The 18,674-nt window shown below is 73.9% G+C and carries 14 protein-coding genes; 8 read left to right on the forward strand and 6 right to left on the reverse strand.

Annotation, left to right across the window (positions count from 1 at the left end; all coding sequences use genetic code 11):
* Positions 1 to 6: 6 nt before the first annotated feature.
* A complete protein-coding gene (ftsE, locus tag ACZ51I_RS05340; protein WP_030692056.1) occupies positions 7 to 696 on the reverse strand; it encodes a cell division ATP-binding protein FtsE in 690 nt (229 codons plus the stop codon).
* Between the two features lie 235 nt (positions 697 to 931).
* Here ftsE and ACZ51I_RS05345 point away from each other — a divergent pair, with 235 nt between their 5' ends.
* Positions 932 to 1,114: a hypothetical protein gene (locus ACZ51I_RS05345; protein WP_468871614.1), complete on the forward strand. Its 183-nt coding sequence runs from the start codon at positions 932 to 934 to the stop codon at positions 1,112 to 1,114.
* 101 nt (positions 1,115 to 1,215) lie between these two features.
* Here ACZ51I_RS05345 and ACZ51I_RS05350 read toward each other — a convergent pair whose 3' ends face one another.
* The 4 genes from ACZ51I_RS05350 to ACZ51I_RS05365 form a co-directional block, all read right to left on the reverse strand.
* Positions 1,216 to 2,265 (reverse strand): hypothetical protein, encoded by a 1,050-nt coding sequence (locus tag ACZ51I_RS05350; RefSeq protein ID WP_468871615.1) that lies wholly within the window; start codon positions 2,263 to 2,265, stop codon positions 1,216 to 1,218.
* 384 nt (positions 2,266 to 2,649) lie between these two features.
* Positions 2,650 to 3,753, reverse strand: a complete 1,104-nt coding sequence (gene prfB / locus ACZ51I_RS05355; RefSeq protein WP_468871616.1) for a peptide chain release factor 2 — start codon at positions 3,751 to 3,753, stop codon at positions 2,650 to 2,652.
* A 36-nt stretch (positions 3,754 to 3,789) separates the two neighbouring features.
* Positions 3,790 to 5,028, reverse strand: coding sequence for a serine/threonine-protein kinase (locus ACZ51I_RS05360; RefSeq protein WP_468871618.1), 1,239 nt, complete (start codon positions 5,026 to 5,028; stop codon positions 3,790 to 3,792).
* Between the two features lie 107 nt (positions 5,029 to 5,135).
* On the reverse strand, positions 5,136 to 6,890 hold the full coding sequence (locus tag ACZ51I_RS05365; protein WP_468871619.1) for a serine/threonine-protein kinase: 1,755 nt from the start codon (positions 6,888 to 6,890) through the stop codon (positions 5,136 to 5,138).
* Positions 6,891 to 7,408: 518 nt separating this feature from the next.
* Here ACZ51I_RS05365 and ACZ51I_RS05370 point away from each other — a divergent pair.
* From ACZ51I_RS05370 to ACZ51I_RS05385, 4 genes are all read left to right on the forward strand, one after another.
* Complete coding sequence (locus ACZ51I_RS05370) at positions 7,409 to 11,020, forward strand: FHA domain-containing protein (RefSeq protein ID WP_468871620.1); 3,612 nt, start codon at positions 7,409 to 7,411, stop codon at positions 11,018 to 11,020.
* Between the two features lie 136 nt (positions 11,021 to 11,156).
* Positions 11,157 to 12,518, forward strand: coding sequence for an ABC transporter substrate-binding protein (locus ACZ51I_RS05375; protein WP_468871621.1), 1,362 nt, complete (start codon positions 11,157 to 11,159; stop codon positions 12,516 to 12,518).
* 10 nt (positions 12,519 to 12,528) lie between these two features.
* Positions 12,529 to 13,824 (forward strand): carbohydrate ABC transporter permease, encoded by a 1,296-nt coding sequence (locus ACZ51I_RS05380; RefSeq protein ID WP_468871622.1) that lies wholly within the window; start codon positions 12,529 to 12,531, stop codon positions 13,822 to 13,824.
* The gene (locus ACZ51I_RS05385) at positions 13,821 to 14,732 is read left to right on the forward strand and encodes a carbohydrate ABC transporter permease (RefSeq protein WP_468871623.1); all 912 of its coding nucleotides are present in this window, start codon (positions 13,821 to 13,823) and stop codon (positions 14,730 to 14,732) included. Before ACZ51I_RS05380 ends, ACZ51I_RS05385 begins: the two co-directional genes overlap by 4 nt.
* A 10-nt stretch (positions 14,733 to 14,742) precedes the next feature.
* Here ACZ51I_RS05385 and ACZ51I_RS05390 read toward each other — a convergent pair whose 3' ends face one another.
* Positions 14,743 to 15,342 (reverse strand): TetR/AcrR family transcriptional regulator, encoded by a 600-nt coding sequence (locus ACZ51I_RS05390; RefSeq protein WP_468871624.1) that lies wholly within the window; start codon positions 15,340 to 15,342, stop codon positions 14,743 to 14,745.
* Positions 15,343 to 15,502: 160 nt separating this feature from the next.
* Between ACZ51I_RS05390 and ACZ51I_RS05395 the strand changes: the two genes are divergently transcribed.
* From ACZ51I_RS05395 to ACZ51I_RS05405, 3 genes are read left to right on the forward strand one after another with little or no spacing between them, the layout of a single operon-like run.
* Entirely contained in the window at positions 15,503 to 16,450 is a 948-nt protein-coding gene (locus tag ACZ51I_RS05395; RefSeq protein ID WP_468871626.1) for an ABC transporter permease, read from the forward strand.
* Positions 16,443 to 17,240 (forward strand): ABC transporter ATP-binding protein, encoded by a 798-nt coding sequence (locus tag ACZ51I_RS05400; protein WP_468871628.1) that lies wholly within the window; start codon positions 16,443 to 16,445, stop codon positions 17,238 to 17,240. The genes ACZ51I_RS05395 and ACZ51I_RS05400 overlap by 8 nt, the downstream gene beginning before the upstream one ends.
* A gap of 26 nt (positions 17,241 to 17,266) precedes the next feature.
* The gene (locus ACZ51I_RS05405; RefSeq protein WP_468871630.1) at positions 17,267 to 18,625 is read left to right on the forward strand and encodes a glycosyltransferase 87 family protein; all 1,359 of its coding nucleotides are present in this window, start codon (positions 17,267 to 17,269) and stop codon (positions 18,623 to 18,625) included.
* The last annotated feature ends 49 nt before the right edge of the window (positions 18,626 to 18,674 follow it).

Raw genomic sequence — 18,674 nt, forward strand, 5'->3', positions numbered from 1 at the left:
ACAGGCTCAGTGCTGGTATCCGTAGACGCCGCGCGCCTGGTCACGGACGAGGCGGCCCTTTTCGAGCTCGATGACGCGCTTGCGCATCTGGTCGACGATGTTCTGGTCGTGGGTCGCCATGACGACGGTGGTCCCTGTCCTGTTGATCCGGTCGAGCAGCTTCATGATGCCGACGGAGGTCTGCGGGTCGAGGTTGCCGGTGGGCTCGTCGGCGATCAGCAGCATCGGCCGGTTGACGAAGGCCCGCGCGATGGCGACGCGCTGCTGCTCACCACCGGACAGCTCGCCCGGCATCCGGTCCTCCTTGCCGCCCAGCCCGACCAGGTCGAGCACCTGCGGCACGGCCTTGCGGATCTCGCCGCGCGGCTTGCCGATGACCTCCTGGGCGAAGGCCACGTTCTCGGCGACGGTCTTGTTGGGCAGCAGGCGGAAGTCCTGGAAGACGGTGCCCAGCTGACGCCGCATCTGCGGCACCTTCCAGTTGGAGAGCCGGGCCAGGTCCTTGCCGAGGACGTGCACCTGGCCCTGGCTGGCGCGCTCCTCACGCAGGAGCAGTCGCAGGAAAGTCGACTTTCCGGAGCCGGAGGAACCGACGAGGAAGACGAACTCCCCCTTCTCGATCTCCAGGGAGACATCCCGGAGAGCGGGGCGGCTCTGCTTCGGATAGGACTTGGAGACGTTGTCGAATCGGATCACGGATGCACCACGGTCGGCCGGGAGTAGGTGAGCGTGACCTTACGCGACCGGGGATGGCCCGCGCAGTCGCGGTCCCGGCTTGCACCGTTTATCCTTTTCGCCCTTCCGGAGGGGCGGCGGGCGATCCGGCGGGGCGCGCCGAAACGCCGAGGAGCTGGCACAGTGGTAGGGGGAACGTCCGGATCCCTCCGGACGTTGTCCTGGTGAGTACCCCAGTGCGGGAGGAGGAGAGCGCATGACCTACGACCGACTGGTGTGCGCCAACTGCGCGGCCCCGGTGTCCGAGGGCCGCTGCCCTGTCTGCCGCGCCAACCGGGAGCGACTGACCCCTCAGGGGCCGTCCCCCGCGATGCTGCTGACCCTGGCGATCGCCCTGCTCGCGGCGATCGCGCTGCTCGCCGTGGTCCAGGCGGCCTGAACGGAGAGCACGGGGGCGCGGGGGCGCCCACGAGCCGGAACCATGCGAAAGGGCCGGGGAGCGTGCTCCCCGGCCCTTCGTCATGCGTCCGCGCGACCGCGTCAGACAGCGGCGCGACCGCCGCCGACGAGACGCGGCAGCATACGGAAGCCGATGCCGCCGGCGATCATGGTGGCGGCACCGATGATCAGGAACGAGGTCTCGGCCGCACCGGTCTCGGCGAGCTCTTCCTTGGCCTGACCCTGCTGGACGGGCTGCGAGCCGGCCTGGTCGGTGTCGGTGTTGTTCGGGGTGTCCACGCACTCGGCGCCGTCGAGGTCGACGGTGCAGGTCCCGGCGCCACCGTCGGTGGACGAGCCGCCACCGGTGGTGGTGGAGCCGCCGTCGGTGGAGGCCGAACCGCCGTCGGCGGACGAGCTGCCGCCACTGGTGGCGGAACCACCGTTGGACGACGAACCGCCGTTGCCGGAGCCGTTGGAGTTGCCGTTGGAGTTGCCGTTGGAGTTGCCGTTCGAGGACGCACCGCCGTCAGCGGCGGCGCCACCGTCGGCAGCCGCGCCACCGTCTGCGGCAGCACCACCATCGGCGGCCGCGCCACCGTCGGCCGCGGCGCCACCATCGGCAGCGGCACCACCGTCAGCGGCAGCACCGCCGTCGGCAGCGGCACCACCGTCAGCAGCCGCACCACCGTCGGCCGCGGCACCACCGTCAGCAGCCGCGCCGCCGTCGGCAGCGGCACCACCGTCGGCGGCCGCGCCACCGTCAGCAGCCGCACCGCCATCGGCGGCCGCGCCACCGTCGGCCGCGGCACCACCGTCAGCAGCCGCACCACCGTCAGCAGCGGCACCACCGTCAGCGGCCGCACCACCATCGGCGGCAGCGCCACCATCGGCGGCAGCGCCACCGTCAGCGGCCGCACCGCCATCGGCGGCACCACCGTCGGCCGAGGCGCCGCCGGAGATCCCGCCGCCGATGATGCCGTTCTCCTCACCGTCGACCTGGATCCCGATACCGGCATCCTGGGTCGGGTTCGAGTCGGTTCCGAATCCGCCGACGGCCTGCGCGGCACCGGCCGCGGTCAGGGACGCACCGGCGATGATCACGGCACTGGCCGCGACCCGCACCAGGCGGACTCGCGTCTTGTTGGTCATTTAGCTGCTACCCCCAGTAGCTCATCTCGTCATGGGGCAGCGCTCATGGCCCCGCGCAGCAGAGGCGACGTCACGACTGGACCGGCCCCCGTTCACACGCGTCCCAGAAAAGCGCATGCCAGTACGTCACCCTCCCGAGTTTCCGATGAAGCGTCAAGGTCGTTGCGCGTGCGATGCCCGAAAGATCACCAGGTGACCGACATGCGACGATGCAACTGTGACGTAAACCCTGAACTCCGGGCCCGCCGAGGCCAGTTCCCTTGTCGACAAAGCGTCCCGACGGCCTCGCTTCCGCTTGCGGCAGCGAATACACGGGAGGGTGCGGGGACGGCCCCGGGCCCCGCACCGAGAGGTGCGGGGCCCGGGGCCGTGACGACGGAGGGACTACTTGTCCTGCTGCTTGCGCCAGCGGATGCCCGCCTCCAGGAAGCCGTCGATCTCGCCGTCCAGGACGGCCTGCGGGTTGCCGACCTCGAACTCCGTACGGAGGTCCTTGACCATCTGGTACGGGTGGAGCACGTACGAACGCATCTGGTTGCCCCAGGAGCTGCCGCTGTCCTTGAGGGCGTCCATCCTGGCGCGCTCCTCCTGGCGCTGGCGCTCCAGGAGCTTGGCCTGGAGGACGTTCATGGCGCTCGCCTTGTTCTGGATCTGCGAGCGCTCGTTCTGGCAGGAGACGACGATGCCGGTCGGGAGGTGCGTGATGCGCACGGCCGAGTCGGTCGTGTTGACGCCCTGACCGCCGGGGCCCGAGGCGCGGTAGACGTCGATGCGCAGCTCGGACTCGTCGATCTCGACGTGGTCGGAGGACTCGACGACCGGCAGGATCTCGACGCCGGCGAACGAGGTCTGGCGGCGGCCCTGGTTGTCGAAGGGCGAGATGCGGACCAGACGGTGGGTGCCCTGCTCGACGGAGAGCGTGCCGTAGGCGTACGGGGCCTTCACCACGAAGGTGGTGGACTTGATGCCCGCCTCCTCCGCGTACGAGGTCTCGTAGACCTCTGTCGCGTAGCCGTGCCGCTCCGCCCAGCGCAGGTACATCCGCTGGAGCCGCTCGGCGAAGTCGGAGGCGTCGACGCCGCCGGCCTCGGCCCGGATGTTGACCAGGGCCTCGCGCTCGTCGTACTCGCCGGAGAGGAGGGTGCGGACCTCCATCTCGTCGAGGGCCTTGCGGACGGAGACGAGCTCCGTCTCGGCCTCGGCGAGGGTGTCCTGGTCGTCCATCTCCTCGGCGAGCTCGAAGAGCACCGCGAGGTCGTCGATCCGGCTGCGCAGGTTCTCGGCCTTGCGGACCTCGGCCTGGAGGTGCGAAAGCTTGCTCGTGATCTTCTGCGCCGCCTCCGGGTCGTCCCACAGGGACGGGGCCGCGGCCTGCTCTTCGAGCACGGCGATGTCGGCCCTCAGCTTCTCGAGGTCCAGGACGGCCTCGATCGACCCCATGGTCGAGGAGAGGGACTTCAGCTCTTCGGATACATCGACGACTGCCACGCGTCCAGCGTAACGGCTCCGGGCAAGGAGCCGAACCTACGGCTGGGAGGACTGCGTGGAGTCCTGCGGCGGGGCGTCCCCGTCGCCGGAGGCCGCCAGGTAGCCGCCGGCGCCGAGCGCGCCCGCGACCACGACCGCCGCGACGGCCAGGGTGATCCGTCTCTTGCGGACCGCGCCCGCCTTGTGGCGGGCCGAGCCGGGGCGGCGGGCGCCGGCCGGGCGCGGGGCGCGGGCGGTGCCGAGGGGGCCGCCGGAGAGCTCGTCGGGGGCCGGGACGCGCATGGAGGTGTGGGTGTCGCGGTTGGAGTCGGCGGAGGCGCCGGGGACGAGCGGGACGGCGGCGCGGCGCGGACCGGGCTCGCCCGTTCCCGTACCCGTGGCGTACGTGTCCTCCTCGTACGGCTCCGGGGCGGGCTCCGCGTCCGGCTCGTCGACGTCGAGCGGCGGGATGCCCTTGAGCAGCGGCAGGACGTCCCGCAGGCGGGTGGCGAGCTCGGAGGCCCGCAGCCGGGAGGCGGGGGCCTTGGCGAGGCACTGGACGATCGTCTGCCACAGCTCCTCGGGGATGCCGGGCAGCGGGACGACGGTCTCGGTGACGTGGCGGCGCAGGACCGCGCCGGGATGGCCGCCGCCGAACGGGGTGAAGCCGGCGAGCAGCTCGTACAGGACGGTCGCGAGGGCGTAGATGTCGACGGCGGCGCGCGGCGGGAGCCCCTCGACGATCTCGGGGGCGAGGTAGTCGGGGGTGCCGATGATCCGGGTGGCCTTGGTGCGGCCCGGGGTGTCGATCAGTTTGGCGACGCCGAAGTCGGTGAGGAGGGCGGGGTGGGCCCCGCCGGGGCCGAGGGGCCCCTCCATGTCGAGCAGGATGTTCTCGGGCTTGACGTCCCGGTGGACGATCCCGGCGGCGTGCGCGGCGGCGAGGGCCTCGGCGACGTCGGTGACGATCGCGACGGCGGCCTCGGGCGCGAGGCGTCGCTCCCGGTCGAGCCGGGTGCGCAGGTCGGTGCCGCGGACGAGGTCCATGACGAGGGCGAGGTCGTTGCCGTCGACGACGAGGTCGCGGACCTTGACCACCCGGGGGTGGTCGAGGCCGAGCAGCGCGGTCCGCTCCTGGACGAAGCGGCCGACGAGCTCCTGGTCGGAGGCCAGGTCCTCGCGCAGCAGTTTGACGGCGACGGGCCCTTCGGGTCCCTCGCCGAGCCACACCGTTCCGGCGCTGCCCCGCCCGAGGATCTGGTGGGCGGTGTAGCGGCTGCCGATGTTCCGTGCCAAGACTGCTCCCTCAGCGGCTGCGGTTCTCGACAAAGCTACGCGTCCCCGGCCGCCGGTCTCGACTTCCGAGGGGAAATCACCCCTCGGAAGTCGACAAATCGGCAGTGTTACTGCCCCGTACCGCCGGTAGTACCCCCGGAACCGGTGGACTCGCCGAGCGAGGAGAACCAGTCGGACAGCTTCGTGATGCCGTCGCCGATGGCCTCCCAGTAGCCCTTGCCCTGGGCGACCCAGTCCTGGAGCGGGGTGAGCTCCCAGACGAGCCAGCCGGCGACCACGAAGAGGACGATCATGATCAGGCAGCCCTTGAGGCAGCCGAGGCCGGGGATCCGCACGGGGTTGGCGCTGCGCTGACGCGGCGGGCGCGGCTCGCGCGGCGCCGGGGCCTGGGGCGGCGGCTGCGGCGGCGTGTACTGCTGCTGCGGGGGCGGCGGGGGCGCGTACCGCTGCGGCTGCTGCTGGTACGGCTGGGGTGCGGGGCGCTGCGGGGCAGGGCGCTGCTGCTGGTACGGCGGGGGCGGCTGCTGTCCCTGCTGCTGCTGTCCGTACGGGCCGGGGCGCTGGTCCTGCTGCTGTCCGTACGGGCCGGGGCGCTGGTCCTGCGGGGGCTGCTGCGGCCGGCGCTGCGGGCGGCGGCGCAGGGGGTCCTCGCTCGGGTCGAGGTACTGCACCTGCGTCTGCTCGTTGCGGTCGCGGACCTGGCGCAGCTGGCTCTGCCAGGGGTGCGGATCCTCGGGCTGACCGGACTGGGGCGGCTGCGGCGGTACGGGGGGCATGACGGCCGTCGGGTCGGCGCCGCCCATCGGGCCGCTGGTCGGCATGACGCTGGTCGCGGCGGCGGGGTCGTACTGCGGGGGCGTCCCGGCACCGGCGGCGCCCGTGGGCAGCACCTGGGTCGGGTCGGCGGCGCCCGGGGTCTGGGCCTCGGGGGTGCCCGGGACCGGCGCGGGCGCCGGGTCGGGAGCGAGGAGCGCGCCGACGCCGTCCGCCGCCTCGATCTGGGCGGGCGTGGCGTGCACGCCGATGCCGGCGGCGACCGCGCGCAGGCCCCGGGCGAGGTTCACGGCGCTGGGCCGCCGGTCCGGGTTCTTGCTGAGGCAGCGCTCTATGACCGTCCACAGCGGTCCGGGCACGGTCGAGGGGCGGCGCGGCTCCTCGCTGAGGTGGCGGTGGAGGACCTCGAGGGCGGTGCCGCCCGCGAACGGCGGCCGGCCGGTGACCAGCTCGTAGAGGAGGATGCCCGCGCCGTAGATGTCGACGGCGGAGGTCTGCGGGCGGCCCTCGGCGGACTCGGGCGCCACGTACGCGGGCGTGCCGACGAATTCGTGGGTGCGGGTCAGGCCCGGGGAGTCGGCGAGGCGCGCGATGCCGAAGTCGGTGAGCATCGGGTGCATCTGGCCGCCCTGCTCGGCGAGCAGGACGTTGGCCGGCTTGAGGTCGCGGTGGACGACGCCGTCGGCGTGGCTGGCGGCGAGCGCGTCGGCGATCTGGGCGGTGAGGAGGGCGGCGGCGACCGGGGTGAGCGGGCCGCTCTCCCTGATGTACCGGTGCAGGTCGGGGCCCTCGACGAGGTCCATGACGAGGGCGAGGACATCGCCTTCGACGACCAGGTCGCGGGTGCGCACGATGTTCGGGTGGGTCAGCCGGAGCAGCACGGACCGCTCGCGCAGGAAGCGCATCACGATGTCCGCGTCGTTGGCCAGCTCCTCCTTGAGGACCTTGATCGCGACGGTCTCGCCGGGCTGGCCGGGCACGGCCGCCTCGGCGCCCGCCGTCTCCCGCTGGCGGGCTCGCCAGACGGTGCCCGTGGCGCCGCGGCCGAGCGGCTCCTCGAGCAGGTACTTGCTGCCGATAGGCCGCACGTCACGCGCTCCCTGCTGATCGTGGTCCGGGGATGTTCCCGGGGTCCCTGTCCTGAGCTTCCGGGGTCCCCGTCCCGAGTCGACCGGAGTCCCTGTCCTGAGTTGTGACCCCGTCCGGGTGTCCGACCCACTTTAGTGCCGCCGAACGGGTCACAGGCCGGTCGTCCACAGGCCGGTTCCCGGGCCGCGTCCGGGCCTCGTCGGGGGTCCGGAGCGAACGGAACTTGTCCGGAAGAAGACGCTCCACGACGTGCGACGGTTGCCACGCATGCGCCGAAGGCATGCCCAACCAGGCTATTTCTCGCCCACCGCCGACCGTTCAAGATCACTTGTGACCGACCCGCGGGCGTGTTGTCGGTGGCAGGTGCGAGGATGCCTGCAGCACGTCGCATCGGTGGGGTCGGGAGCCCCCGCGCCGTGCCGACCTGTACCGGGCGACGCGCCCGTGCCGGGTGGGGGGAGACACAGGGCGGTTCCCCCTGCCGGGCCGGTTCGCGCAGAAGGGACCGCTGACGGCGATGCAGATCCGGCTGACCGTCCTCGCGCCGTACGCCGGCCACGGCGCCGGGCGCGCCTGCGACGTGCTCGTCACGGCCCCGGCCGGGACGGCCCTCGCCGCCGTGGCCTCGAACCTCGCCGCCGCCGTCACCGGCCCCGACACCTCCGCCTCGGGCACGACCGTGCTCTACGCGGGCGCGGAGCGGCTCGACGGCCGGCGCTGCGTCCTCGGCGAACCCCCGCTGGTCGACGGCGCGGTCCTCTCCCTCCAGGTCCCCGGCCCTGACGACCGGGCCGACGAGACGGCCTTCGCCCGGCTGCACGTGGTGGCGGGCCCGGACGCGGGCGGCGTGCACCTGCTGCACGGCGGAGCGATCAGAATCGGCCGTTCCGCCGACGCCGACGTGCCGCTCGACGACCCGGACGTCTCCCGCTCCCACTGCACGGTGACCGTCCGCGAGGACGGCCGGGTCACGGTCGCCGACCGGGGCTCGACGAACGGCACGACGCTCGACGGCGTCCCCGTCGGAGACCGCCCCGTCCCGCTCCGCCCGGGCGCGCTGCTGCGGCTCGGCGAGTCCGCCCTCCGTCTGACGGGCCCCGGCGGCGCCCCCGGTGGTACGGAGACGGTGGCGACGGCCCCGGACGGGGAGGGCCACCTGCGCGTCGCGCATGCGACGGACGTGCCGGACCGGACCGACCGGGTGAAACCGGCGGACGACACCACCCACGGCGGCGCACGCGGGATCGCGTTCGGCGAGGTCCACGACGGCGGCCACGCGCACGGGGGGGACCCCCGCGACGGATACGGCGGCGGTCCCGGCGCGTACGCGGACCACGACGGCGCCGACGGCGGCGAGCCGCACGGCAGGACCCCGCGGGCCGACCGCTCCCGGGGCCGGGAGGACACGCCCACGGCGCCCGCGCGCGGCGGCGGCAAGCGCGGACTCGGCGCGTGGGCCCGGCGTCTGGCGGGCGGCCGCGAGGAGCTCCCGGCCCCCGCCGCCGGCCTCCCCGCCTCCCCCGCCACCCACGCCGGCCCGGGGCTCGGCACCGTGGCGCGGGGCGGCGCCCCCGGTCCCGTACCTGGCGCCGACACCTGGCCCGACCCGGCCACCGTCCTGCTCACCGCCCTCGGCCCCGGCCCCCGCCTATGGGAGCGGGCCCAGGACCACCCCGAGTCCCTGGTGGTCCGGCTCGGCACCACGGACCGCGCCGACCTCTCCGGCGTCCCGGTCACCGTCGGACTGCGCGAGGCCGGTTCGCTCGGCCTGGCGGGCCCCGGCGACCGGCTCACCGGCCTCGCGCGCTCGGTCGTGGCCCAGCTCGCCGCCCTGCACTCCCCCTCCGACCTGGAGATCGTGCTCATCAGCGCCGACCGGCACCGCCCCCTGGAGGAGCGGCGCCGCGCCTGGGGCTGGCTCGGCTGGCTCCCGCACGCCCGGCCGGCCCACGGCCAGGACTGCCGGCTGCTCCTGGCGTACGACCGCGAGCAGGCGCAGGCCCGTACGGCCGAGCTGACCCGGCGGCTCGACGACGGGCCGCTCGGCCCCGGCTGGCCCAGCGCCGACCGCGCCGCCGTCGCCGACGCGGCGGCCCGCCACGACGGGCCGACGACGGTCGTGATCGTCGACGGAGACCCGGGATCGGCGGCCCTGCGCGAGACGGTCGCGCGCCTCGCGGGCGTGGGCGCGGCGGCCGGCATCCACCTCCTCTGCCTCGCCGAGGCGCCCTCCGCCACGCCGGAATCGCCGGTGGCCGCCACCTACGAGGCCGCGTGCGCCGCGTCCCTCGCCTTCCGCGAGTGCGGGGCCGCCGCGCTCCTGAGCGGTGACGTGGCGACGGCCCTGCGGCTGCTCCGCACCTCCGGCGGACGGCTCGCGGGCCACGGCACCGTCGGCGTCGTCGACGCGGTCTCCGTCGCCTGGGCCGAGCGGTTCGGCCGGGCCCTCGCCCCGCTGCGCCCGGAGACGGCGGCGGCCCCGCACGGCCGGACCGCCGCCCTGCCCCCTTCGGCCCGCCTCCTCGACGAGCTCGGGCTCGCCCGCGCCACCCCCGCCTCCCTGATGGCCCGCTGGGCCTCCGCCGGGGACGGCACGGCCGTCCTGGGCGCGGGCCCGCGCGGACCGCTCGCCGTCGACCTCACCAAGGAGGGCCCGCACCTGCTGATCGAGGGCCCGGCGGGCAGCGGGCGCACGGAGCTGCTCCGCTCCATCGCCGCCTCGCTCGCGGCGGGCGGCCGCCCGGACCGGCTCGGCCTGCTCCTGGTGGACGGCGCGGGCGGCGAGCGCGGCGAAGGTCTCGCGGTCTGTACGGAGCTGCCGCACGTCACCGAGCACCTGGTCGCCTCGGACCCGGTACGGATGCGGGAGTTCGCGCAGGCGCTCGGCGCCGAGCTGAAGCGCCGGGCGGAACTCCTGGGCGACGGGCACTTCGCCGACCGCCGGGGCAGCCGCCCGCCCGCCGCCGACCGGCTGATCGGCCAGCGGGCCCCCAGCGCGGCGGAATCCCTGCCCCAGGGTGCCCGCGCGACCGTCCGGGTCCCGGACACCGGCGACGCCCCGGACCGCCCGAGCAGCCGCACGCTCCGCACGGGCGACGGCACGATCGGCTCGCTCCCCAGCGCCGGGCGCGTCCCGCGCGCGGGCGCGGGCGACGTGACGTCCGGGTCGAGCGGGCGCGCCGAGCGCGGGGGTGACCTGGGCGGCCGCCCGAGCGGCCGTACCCCCCACCCGGGTACCGGTGATCTCGCCGACCGTCCCGGCGGGCGCGTCCCCCGGGCCGGGGACGGTTCGCTCGACGGCCGGCCCAGCGCGCGGGTGCGCTCCGGCGGGGACTCCTTCCTGGCCGATACGCCCAGTGGGCGGCTGCCGCGGCGGGACTCCGGGCCTCTCGACGACCGCCCGAGCAGCCGCACCCTCCGCACCGGCGCCGACGACCTCACCGACCACCCCACCCTCCGCGTCGGCGCGGGCGCCGGCGACGGAACCGGCAGGACGAGCACCCGCACCCCGTACCCCGGCACGGACGACGTCCATGGGCGGATCCCGCGGCCCGCATCCGGAGAGCAGGGTCCCGCGGGAGGGGCGGGGAGCGGGCAGTTGCCGCGGCTCGTCGTCCTCGTCGACGACTTCGACGCCCTGGTCGCCCCCGCGCTCGGCGCCCCCGGCCGGCCGGCCGCCGGGTCCGTCGTACGGGCTCTGGAGGCCGTCGCGCGGCACGGGGAGCGGCTCGGGGTGCACCTCGTCGCGACCTCGGCGCGCCCGGACCGTACCGCCGACACCGAGCTGGCGCACGGCGCACGGTTGCGGATCGTGCTCGACGCGCCCCCGGTGGCGGCGGGCCCGGACGTCCCGGTGGCCGGGCGGGGCCGCCTCGGGCATCCGGACGGCCGGGTGACGCCGTTCCAGGCGGGCCGCGTGACGGGCCGGATCCCCCGGACGGCGACGCTCCGCCCGACGGTCGTCCCGCTGGAGTGGGAGCGGATGGGCGACCCGCCCACCCGCCGCCCGGTCCGCGAGCTGGGCAACGGACCGACGGACCTGGCCCTCCTGGCGAGCGCGCTCGACCGGGCGGCGCGCTCGGTCGAGGCGACCCCCGTGCCCCCGCTCACCCCGGCCACGCACGGCTGACAGCACGTCACGAGGGCGTCACGATCGCCCGCTTGACACGGAAGGCGGTATTGCGGGGCTCCGCGGCCCGGCGTAGACCTGTCGGACGGACAGTGAAACGCACGGGACAGCGAAGCACACGGGAGACGGGGCAGCGATGCGTACAACTCTTCGTCCACGCAAGGCCGCGGTGACGTTCACGGCGCTCGCGGCGCTGGCCGCACTCGCCCTGGCGGGCTGCGGCGGCGAGGCCGCCAAGGACAAGGGGGATCCCGCGCCCGACCGCGAACTCTCCCTGAAGGGCGAGAAGATCGAGGTCGCCGCCGTCTGGACGGGCCCCGAGCAGGAGAACTTCACCAAGGTCCTGAAGGAGTTCGAGAAGCGCACCGGGGCGACCGTCACCTTCGTCCCCGCGCAGGACCCGATCGTGAACTTCCTGGGCACGAAGATCGCCGGCGGTTCCCCGCCGGACGTGGCGATGCTGCCCCAGGTGGGCGCGATCCGGCAGGCCGCCGCCCAGAAGTGGCTGAAGCCGGTCGGCCCGGAAGCCAAGGCGCAGCTGGCGGCGAACTACTCGCGCGGCTGGCAGGAGCTCGGCGCGGTGGACGGCACCCAGTACGGGGTGTACTTCAAGGCCGCGAACAAGTCCCTGGTCTGGTACAACACCGCCGTCTTCGAGGGCGCGGGCGCCTCCGAGCCGAAGACGTGGAAGGAGTTCCTGTCCACGGCCGAGACGATCTCCGCCTCGGGCGTGACGCCGGTCTCGGTCGGCGGCGCGGACGGCTGGACCCTCACCGACTGGTTCGAGAACGTCTACCTCTCGCAGGCGGGACCGGCCAAGTACGACCAGCTGGCGAAGCACGAGATCAAGTGGACGGACCCGTCCGTCACCGCCGCCCTGAAGACCCTCGCCGAGCTCTTCGGCAAGCCGGCCCTGATCGCGGGCGGGCCGACCGGAGCGCTGCAGACGGAGTACCCGGCCTCGGTCACCCAGACCTTCACGGGCGGGGACCAGCCGAAGGGGGCGATGGTCTTCGAGGGCGACTTCGCCGCCGTCAACATCGCCCAGACGAAGGCGGAGGTCGGGAAGGACGCGAAGGTCTTTCCGTTCCCGAAGGTCGGCGACGGCGGCACCGCCCCCGTGGTGACGGCCGGCGACGCGGCCGTGGCCCTGAAGGACACCAAGGGCGCGCAGGCGCTGCTCGCCTTCCTCGCCTCCCCGGACGCGGCGAAGATCTGGGCGGCCGAGGGCGGCTTCCTCTCGCCCAACAAGAACCTGGACCCGGCGGCGTACCCGAACGACGTCCAGCGTGAGATCGCCAAGGCGCTCATCGGCGCGGGTGACGACTTCCGCTTCGACATGTCGGACCAGATGCCGCAGTCCTTCGGCGGGACGCCGGGGAAGGGCGAGTGGAAGGCGCTCCAGGACTTCCTGAAGAACCCGCAGGACATCGCCGGGACCCAGGCGCGCCTGGAGGCGGACGCGGCGAAGGCGTACCGGGCCGCCGCCAAGGGCTGAGGTGCCGGGAATGCCGCGGATCCCCCGCCGGAGCAAGGCGGTGGCGGCAGGTTTCCTGCTGCCCGCCCTGCTCCTCCTCGGCGCGCTCGTGGTCTACCCGATCGGGTACTCCGTCCGGCGCTCGCTCTTCGACCGCTCGGACTCGTCCTTCGTCGGTCTCGACAACTACCTCGCGCTCGTCACCGACGAGTCGCTGCGCACCGCCGTCCGCAACAACCTGATCTGGCTGGTGGTGGCCCCGGCGGTCGCCACCGCGCTCGGCCTGGTCTTCGCCGTGCTGACCGAGCGGGTGCGGTGGGGGACGGCGTTCAAGCTGGTCGTCTTCATGCCGATGGCGATCTCGATGCTCGCCGCCGGGATCATCTTCCGGCTCGTCTACGAGCAGGACCCGGACCGGGGGGTCGCCAACGCCGTCTGGGTCGGGGTCCACGACACCTTCGCCGAGTCCTCCGTCTTCCCCCGGGCCCGGCCGCTGCCCGCTCACCCGTTGAAGGCGGCTGGGGGCGGGGCGTTCGAGACGAAGGCGCCGGTACGGGCCGGGGTGCCCGTGCTGCTTCCCCTGGTGGGGGTGGCTCCGGCGCAGATGCCCCAGGACGCCCGCCCGGCGCAGGCGCCGGCGCCCGCGTCCAGCGGGATCACCGGGACGGCCTGGCTGGACTTCACCCGGGGCGGCGGCGGGAAGCCGAACGTGGTCGATGCGAAGGAGCTGGGCCTCAAGGGGCTGCGGATCGAGGCGGTACGGGACGGAAAGGTGGTCGCCACGGCCACGGCGGCCGCCGACGGCACCTTCACCCTGCCCGCCGACCGCGCCGACGGAGCCGTACTGCGTCTCCCCGCGAGCAATTTCCGGGAACAGTACAACGGCGTGGAGTGGCTGGGCCCCTCGCTCGTCACCCCGGCGGTGATCGGGGCGTACGTGTGGATGTGGGCCGGGTTCGCGATGGTGCTGATCGGCGCCGGGCTCGCTGCCGTCCCGCGTGAACTGCTCGAGGCGGCGCGGGTGGACGGGGCGAACGAGTGGCAGGTGTTCCGGCGGATCACGGTGCCGCTCCTCGCGCCGGTCCTCGTGGTCGTCCTCGTCACCCTGATGATCAACGTGCTGAAGGTCTTCGACCTGGTCTTCGTCATCGCGCCGGGGTCCGCACAGGACGACGCGAACGTGCTCGCGCTCCAGCTGTACCGCTCGTCCTTCGGCACGGACGCGGATCTCGGGGTGGGCTCGGCCATCGCCGTCGTCCTGCTCCTTCTCGTGCTGCCGGTGATGGTGGTCAACATCCGCCGCATCCGAAGGGAGTCCCGCCGATGACGTCGCTCGCCACCGAGACCGCCACCCGGACGGCCGCACGGAAGACCCCGGGGGCGGCCACGCGGCTCGCCGGCCGGCTCGCCGGCAGGGCCGCGTCCGGCGCCGTCCGGGTCTTCCTCCTGCTCGCCGCCCTGTTCTGGCTGCTGCCGACGGTCGGGCTGCTGCTCTCCTCGCTCCGCTCGCCGTCCGACATCGCTGCGAGCGGCTGGTGGCAGGTGTTCACGGCCCCGGCCCAGCTGACCACCGAGAACTACGCCCATCTCCTCGCGAACGACACGATCACCGGCTCGCTCCTCTCCACCGTCCTGATCACCGTCCCGGCCACCCTCCTCGTCCTCGTCATCGGCTCGCTCGCCGGTTACGCCTTCGCATGGCTGGAGTTCCCGGGCCGGGACTGGTGGTTCCTGGGCGTGGTCGCGCTGCTCGTGGTACCGGTGCAGGTGGCTCTGGTCCCGGTGTCGAAGCTGTTCGGCGCGGTGGGGCTCTTCGAGACGACGCTCGGCGTGGTCCTCTTCCACACGGCCTTCGGTCTGCCGTTCGCGATCTTCCTGCTGCGGAACTTCTTCGCGGAGATCCCGCGTGAGCTCCTGGAGGCGGCGCGGCTCGACGGGGCGGGCGAGATCCGCCTCTTCACGCGGGTGGTGCTGCCGCTCGGCGGCCCGGCGATCGCCTCGCTCGGAATCTTCCAGTTCCTGTGGGTGTGGAACGACATGCTGATCGCGCTGATCTTCGCGGACTCGCAGTCGCCGCCGATCACGGTGGCGCTCCAGCAGCAGGTTCGCCAGTTCGGCAACAACGTGGACGTGCTGGCGCCGGGGGCGTTCGTGTCGATGGTGGTGCCGCTGGTGGTGTTCTTCGCGTTCCAGCGGCAGTTCGCGTCGGGGGTGATGGCGGGCGCGGTGAAGTAGCCCGCGGCGGTCACGCCGTGAGCGCCGCGACCGCCGCGCGCGCGAGCTCGTCCACGTACCCCTGGGGCAGGGGCGTACGGACGACGACAAGGCGCCAGTAGAGCGGTCCGACGACCAGGTCGAGGGCCTTGCCGGGGTCGGCGCCCTCGGGGAGTTCGCCGCGCGCGACGGCCTCGCGGACGATCTGGGTCATGACGCCCTGCTGCCCGTCGAGCAGCACGGCCTTGACGGTCTCGGCGATCTCGGGGTGCCGGGCGGCCTCGACGAGCAGGTCCGGGATGACCTGCGAGGCGACCGGGTGGCGCAGGGCGTGCGAGGCGACTTCGAGGAGGGCGCGCACGTCCCCGTACAGGGAGCCGCTGGCCGGGGCCGGCAGGCCCTGGGCGGCGAAGGCGCCGACGAGGTCGAGGACGAGGGACAGCTTGGACTTCCAGCGCCGGTAGACGGCGGTCTTGCCGACGCCCGCGCGGCGCGCGATGCCCTCGATGGACATCCGGGCGAAGCCGACGGCCGCGAGCTCCTCGAAGACGGCGGCGCGGATGGCCTCGGTCACGTCCTCGCGGAGTACGGCGGCTCCGGCGGGGGCGCGGCGGGGGGTCGGTTCGGTCATGGACGGCATCCTAACCAACGGCGACATCCCGACTCCGTTGCGACGATACGGTTGCGTTCCGACGTGCGGGCACCCTAACCTCCCCGTAGCGACGATACGGACCCGTTCCATCGCCGACGGCATCACGCGCCCCCGCACCCCTCGTCGAAAGCGCCCGCCCGTGACCACGACCCTGACCCCCGCCGCGACAGCCGCGCGACCGGCACCGGCCGCCCCGGCGGCGGCCCCCGCCGCCCCTGCGGAGGACCTCGCCGCCCTCGCCCGCCGCCACGGCCTCAGCGTCAGCGGGGCCCGCCCCTCACTCCCCGCCTATGTGCGGCAGCTCTGGTCCCGCCGCGACTTCATCGCCGCCTTCGCGACCGCCCGCCTCACCGCCCAGTTCAGCCAGGCGCGGCTCGGCCAGGTCTGGCAGGTGATGACCCCGCTGCTCAACGCGGCCGTGTACTACCTGATCTTCGGCGTCCTGATGGACGCGAAGAGCGGCGTGCCCGACTACGTCCCCTTCCTGATGACCGGCATCTTCGTGTGGACGTTCACGTCCAACACGGCGCTGGCCGGCACCCGGGCGATCAGCGGCAATCTGGGCCTGGTCCGCGCCCTGCACTTCCCGCGCGCGAGTCTGCCGATCTCGCTCGCGGTCCAGCAGCTCCAGCAGCTGCTGTTCTCGCTCGCCGCGCTGGTCGTGATCCTGGCCTGCTTCGGCGAGTTCCCCGCGTGGAGCTGGCTGCTCGCCGTCCCGGCACTGTTCCTCCAGGCACTGTTCAACACGGGCGTGGCCCTCGTCCTGGCCCGGTTCGCGGCCCGCACCCCGGACATCAGCCAGCTGATGCCGTTCGTCCTCCGCACCTGGATGTACGCCTCCGGCGCGATGTGGTCCATCCAGAACCTGGCGAGCAGCGGGCGCTTCCCGGAGGCCGTGGTCCTCGCGCTCCATTGCAACCCGGCGGCGGTCTACATCGACCTCATGCGCTTCGCGCTGATCGAGAGCTTCACGGCGTCGCAGCTGCCGCCGCACGTGTGGGCGCTCGCCGCCGGCTGGGCCCTGCTGGCCTTCGGAGGCGGTTTCGTGTGGTTCTGGAAGGCGGAGGAGACGTACGGCCGTGGCTGAATCACCGAGGACACCCACCGTCGTGGCCGACGGCGTCCACATCACGTACACCGTCCACGGCGGGCACCCCGGCGGCCGGGGCGGCGCCACCGCCGCGCTGGGCCGGATGCTGAACCGCCGGACGGCCCCGGACGGCCGCCGGGTCCACGCCGTGAAGGGCGTCAGCTTCGTCGCGTACCGGGGCGAGGCGATCGGCCTGATCGGTTCGAACGGATCGGGGAAATCGACCCTGCTGAAGGCCGTCGCAGGCCTCCAGCCCGTCGACCGGGGGTCGCTCTACACCCATGGACAGCCCTCACTCCTCGGCGTCAACGCGGCGCTGATGGACGATCTGACCGGCGAGCGGAACGTGATCCTGGGCGGCCTCGCGATGGGCATGAGCCGCGCGGAGGTCCGGGAGCGCTACGACGAGATCGTCGACTTCTCCGGCATCAACGAGAAGGACGACGCGATCTCCCGCCCGATGCGGACGTACTCCTCCGGGATGGGCGCCCGGCTGCGCTTCTCCATCGCCGCCGCGAAGAGCCACGACGTGCTCCTGATCGACGAGGCCCTGTCGACCGGCGACGCTCGCTTCCGCCGCCGCAGCCGGCGGCGGATCGACGAACTGCGGGCGGAGGCGGGGACGGTCTTCCTGGTCAGCCACTCGAACTCCACGATCACGGAGACCTGCGAGCGGGCCCTGTGGCTGGAGGCGGGAACGCTGCGGATGGACGGCCCGGCGAAGGAGGTGGTGGCGGCGTACGAGGAGTTCACGGCTAGGCCGGGAACGAAGGAAACGTACAAATGAGACATTGAGGGCTAAAGTGCGGTGGGGTGACGCACCCTCACCCGCAGCCCGGTCCCCCGCAGCCGCCGCCCCGCTCCGGAGACGAGCCCCCCGCCCCCTCCGGAAACGGGGCCCCGCCCCGCCCCGGAAGCGAACTCCCCTCCCTCACCGGCTCCCCCTTCACGTCGGACACCTTCACCTACGCCACCTTCGTCACCGTCAGCCGCGGCCCCGCCCTCGCCCTCGCCGCCGTCTGGCTCCTCACCCGCGCCGGCATGCTCCTGCTCCTCGCCCGCGACGACCTCGGCATCGGCGGGGTGGCCCGCGAGGTGGGGCTCTACCAGCACTGGTACGGGAAGTTCGCCGACGGCACCTTCCCGCCCGGCGACGTCACCTGGCAGTACCCGCCCGGCGCGGGACTCGTGATCATGTCGCCGGGCATCCTCCCCTGGCTCACCTACTTCCAGGCCTTCGTCGCCCTCACCCTGCTCGCCGACGCCCTCGTCACGCTCGCCCTCGCCCTCGCCGACAGCGCCCGCCTCACCCACGGCGCCTGGATCTGGGCCGGCGGCCTCCCGCTCCTCCTCCATCTGCCGCTCGCCCGGTACGACGTCCAGACCACCGCCCTCGCCGTGCTCGCCCTCCTCGCCCTGGGCGCCCGCTCCCCCGCCGCCCACCGGCTCGGCGGTGCGCTCGCCGGCATCGGCGCCATGGTCAAGGTGTGGCCGGCACTCGCCCTGATCGGCACGCCCCGGGGCCGTACCAGCCGAGAGGCCTGGACCGCCGCCGCCGGCACCGCCCTGGCGCTCCTCGCCACCCTCGCGCTCTTCTTCTCCGACTCCCTCGGCTTCCTGCGCCAGCAGGGCAGCCGCGGCATCCAGATCGAGTCCCTGGGCGGCACGGCCCTCGCCCTCGCCCGCGCCACCGGCGCCTGGCCGGGCGGGGTCGAGTTCCGTTACGGCGCCTTCGAGTACGTCGGCCCGTACGTCTCCACCCTCGGGCACCTCGCCCTGCTGCTCACCGTGCTCGCGTTCAGCTGGCTGCTCCTCTGGCGTCTCCAGGCCCGCCGCTGGACCCCCGCCACCCCGCTCGACGCGGCCCTCGCCGCCGTCCTGCTCTTCACCGTCACCAGCAGGGTGATCAGCCCCCAGTACATGATCTGGCTGCTCGGCCTCGCCGCCGTCTGCCTGACCTCCCGCCGCACGGTCATGCGCCCGGTCGCCCTGCTGCTCCTCCCGGCGGCCGCCCTCAGCTCCCTCGCGTACCCCGTCCTCTACGACGACGTCGTCGGCGGCACCGCCCTCGGCCTGGGCGTCATGGTGCTCCGCAACGGCCTGCTGCTCGCGGCGGCCCTGCTCGCCGCCCGCCGCCTGTGGACCTCCACGGCGACACCCGACGCGGAATGAGGAAGGGCCCCGACCGGAACACCGGCGGGGCCCTTCCTCATCGTGCCTG

The organism is Streptomyces sp. NPDC034084 (genome assembly GCF_055575535.1).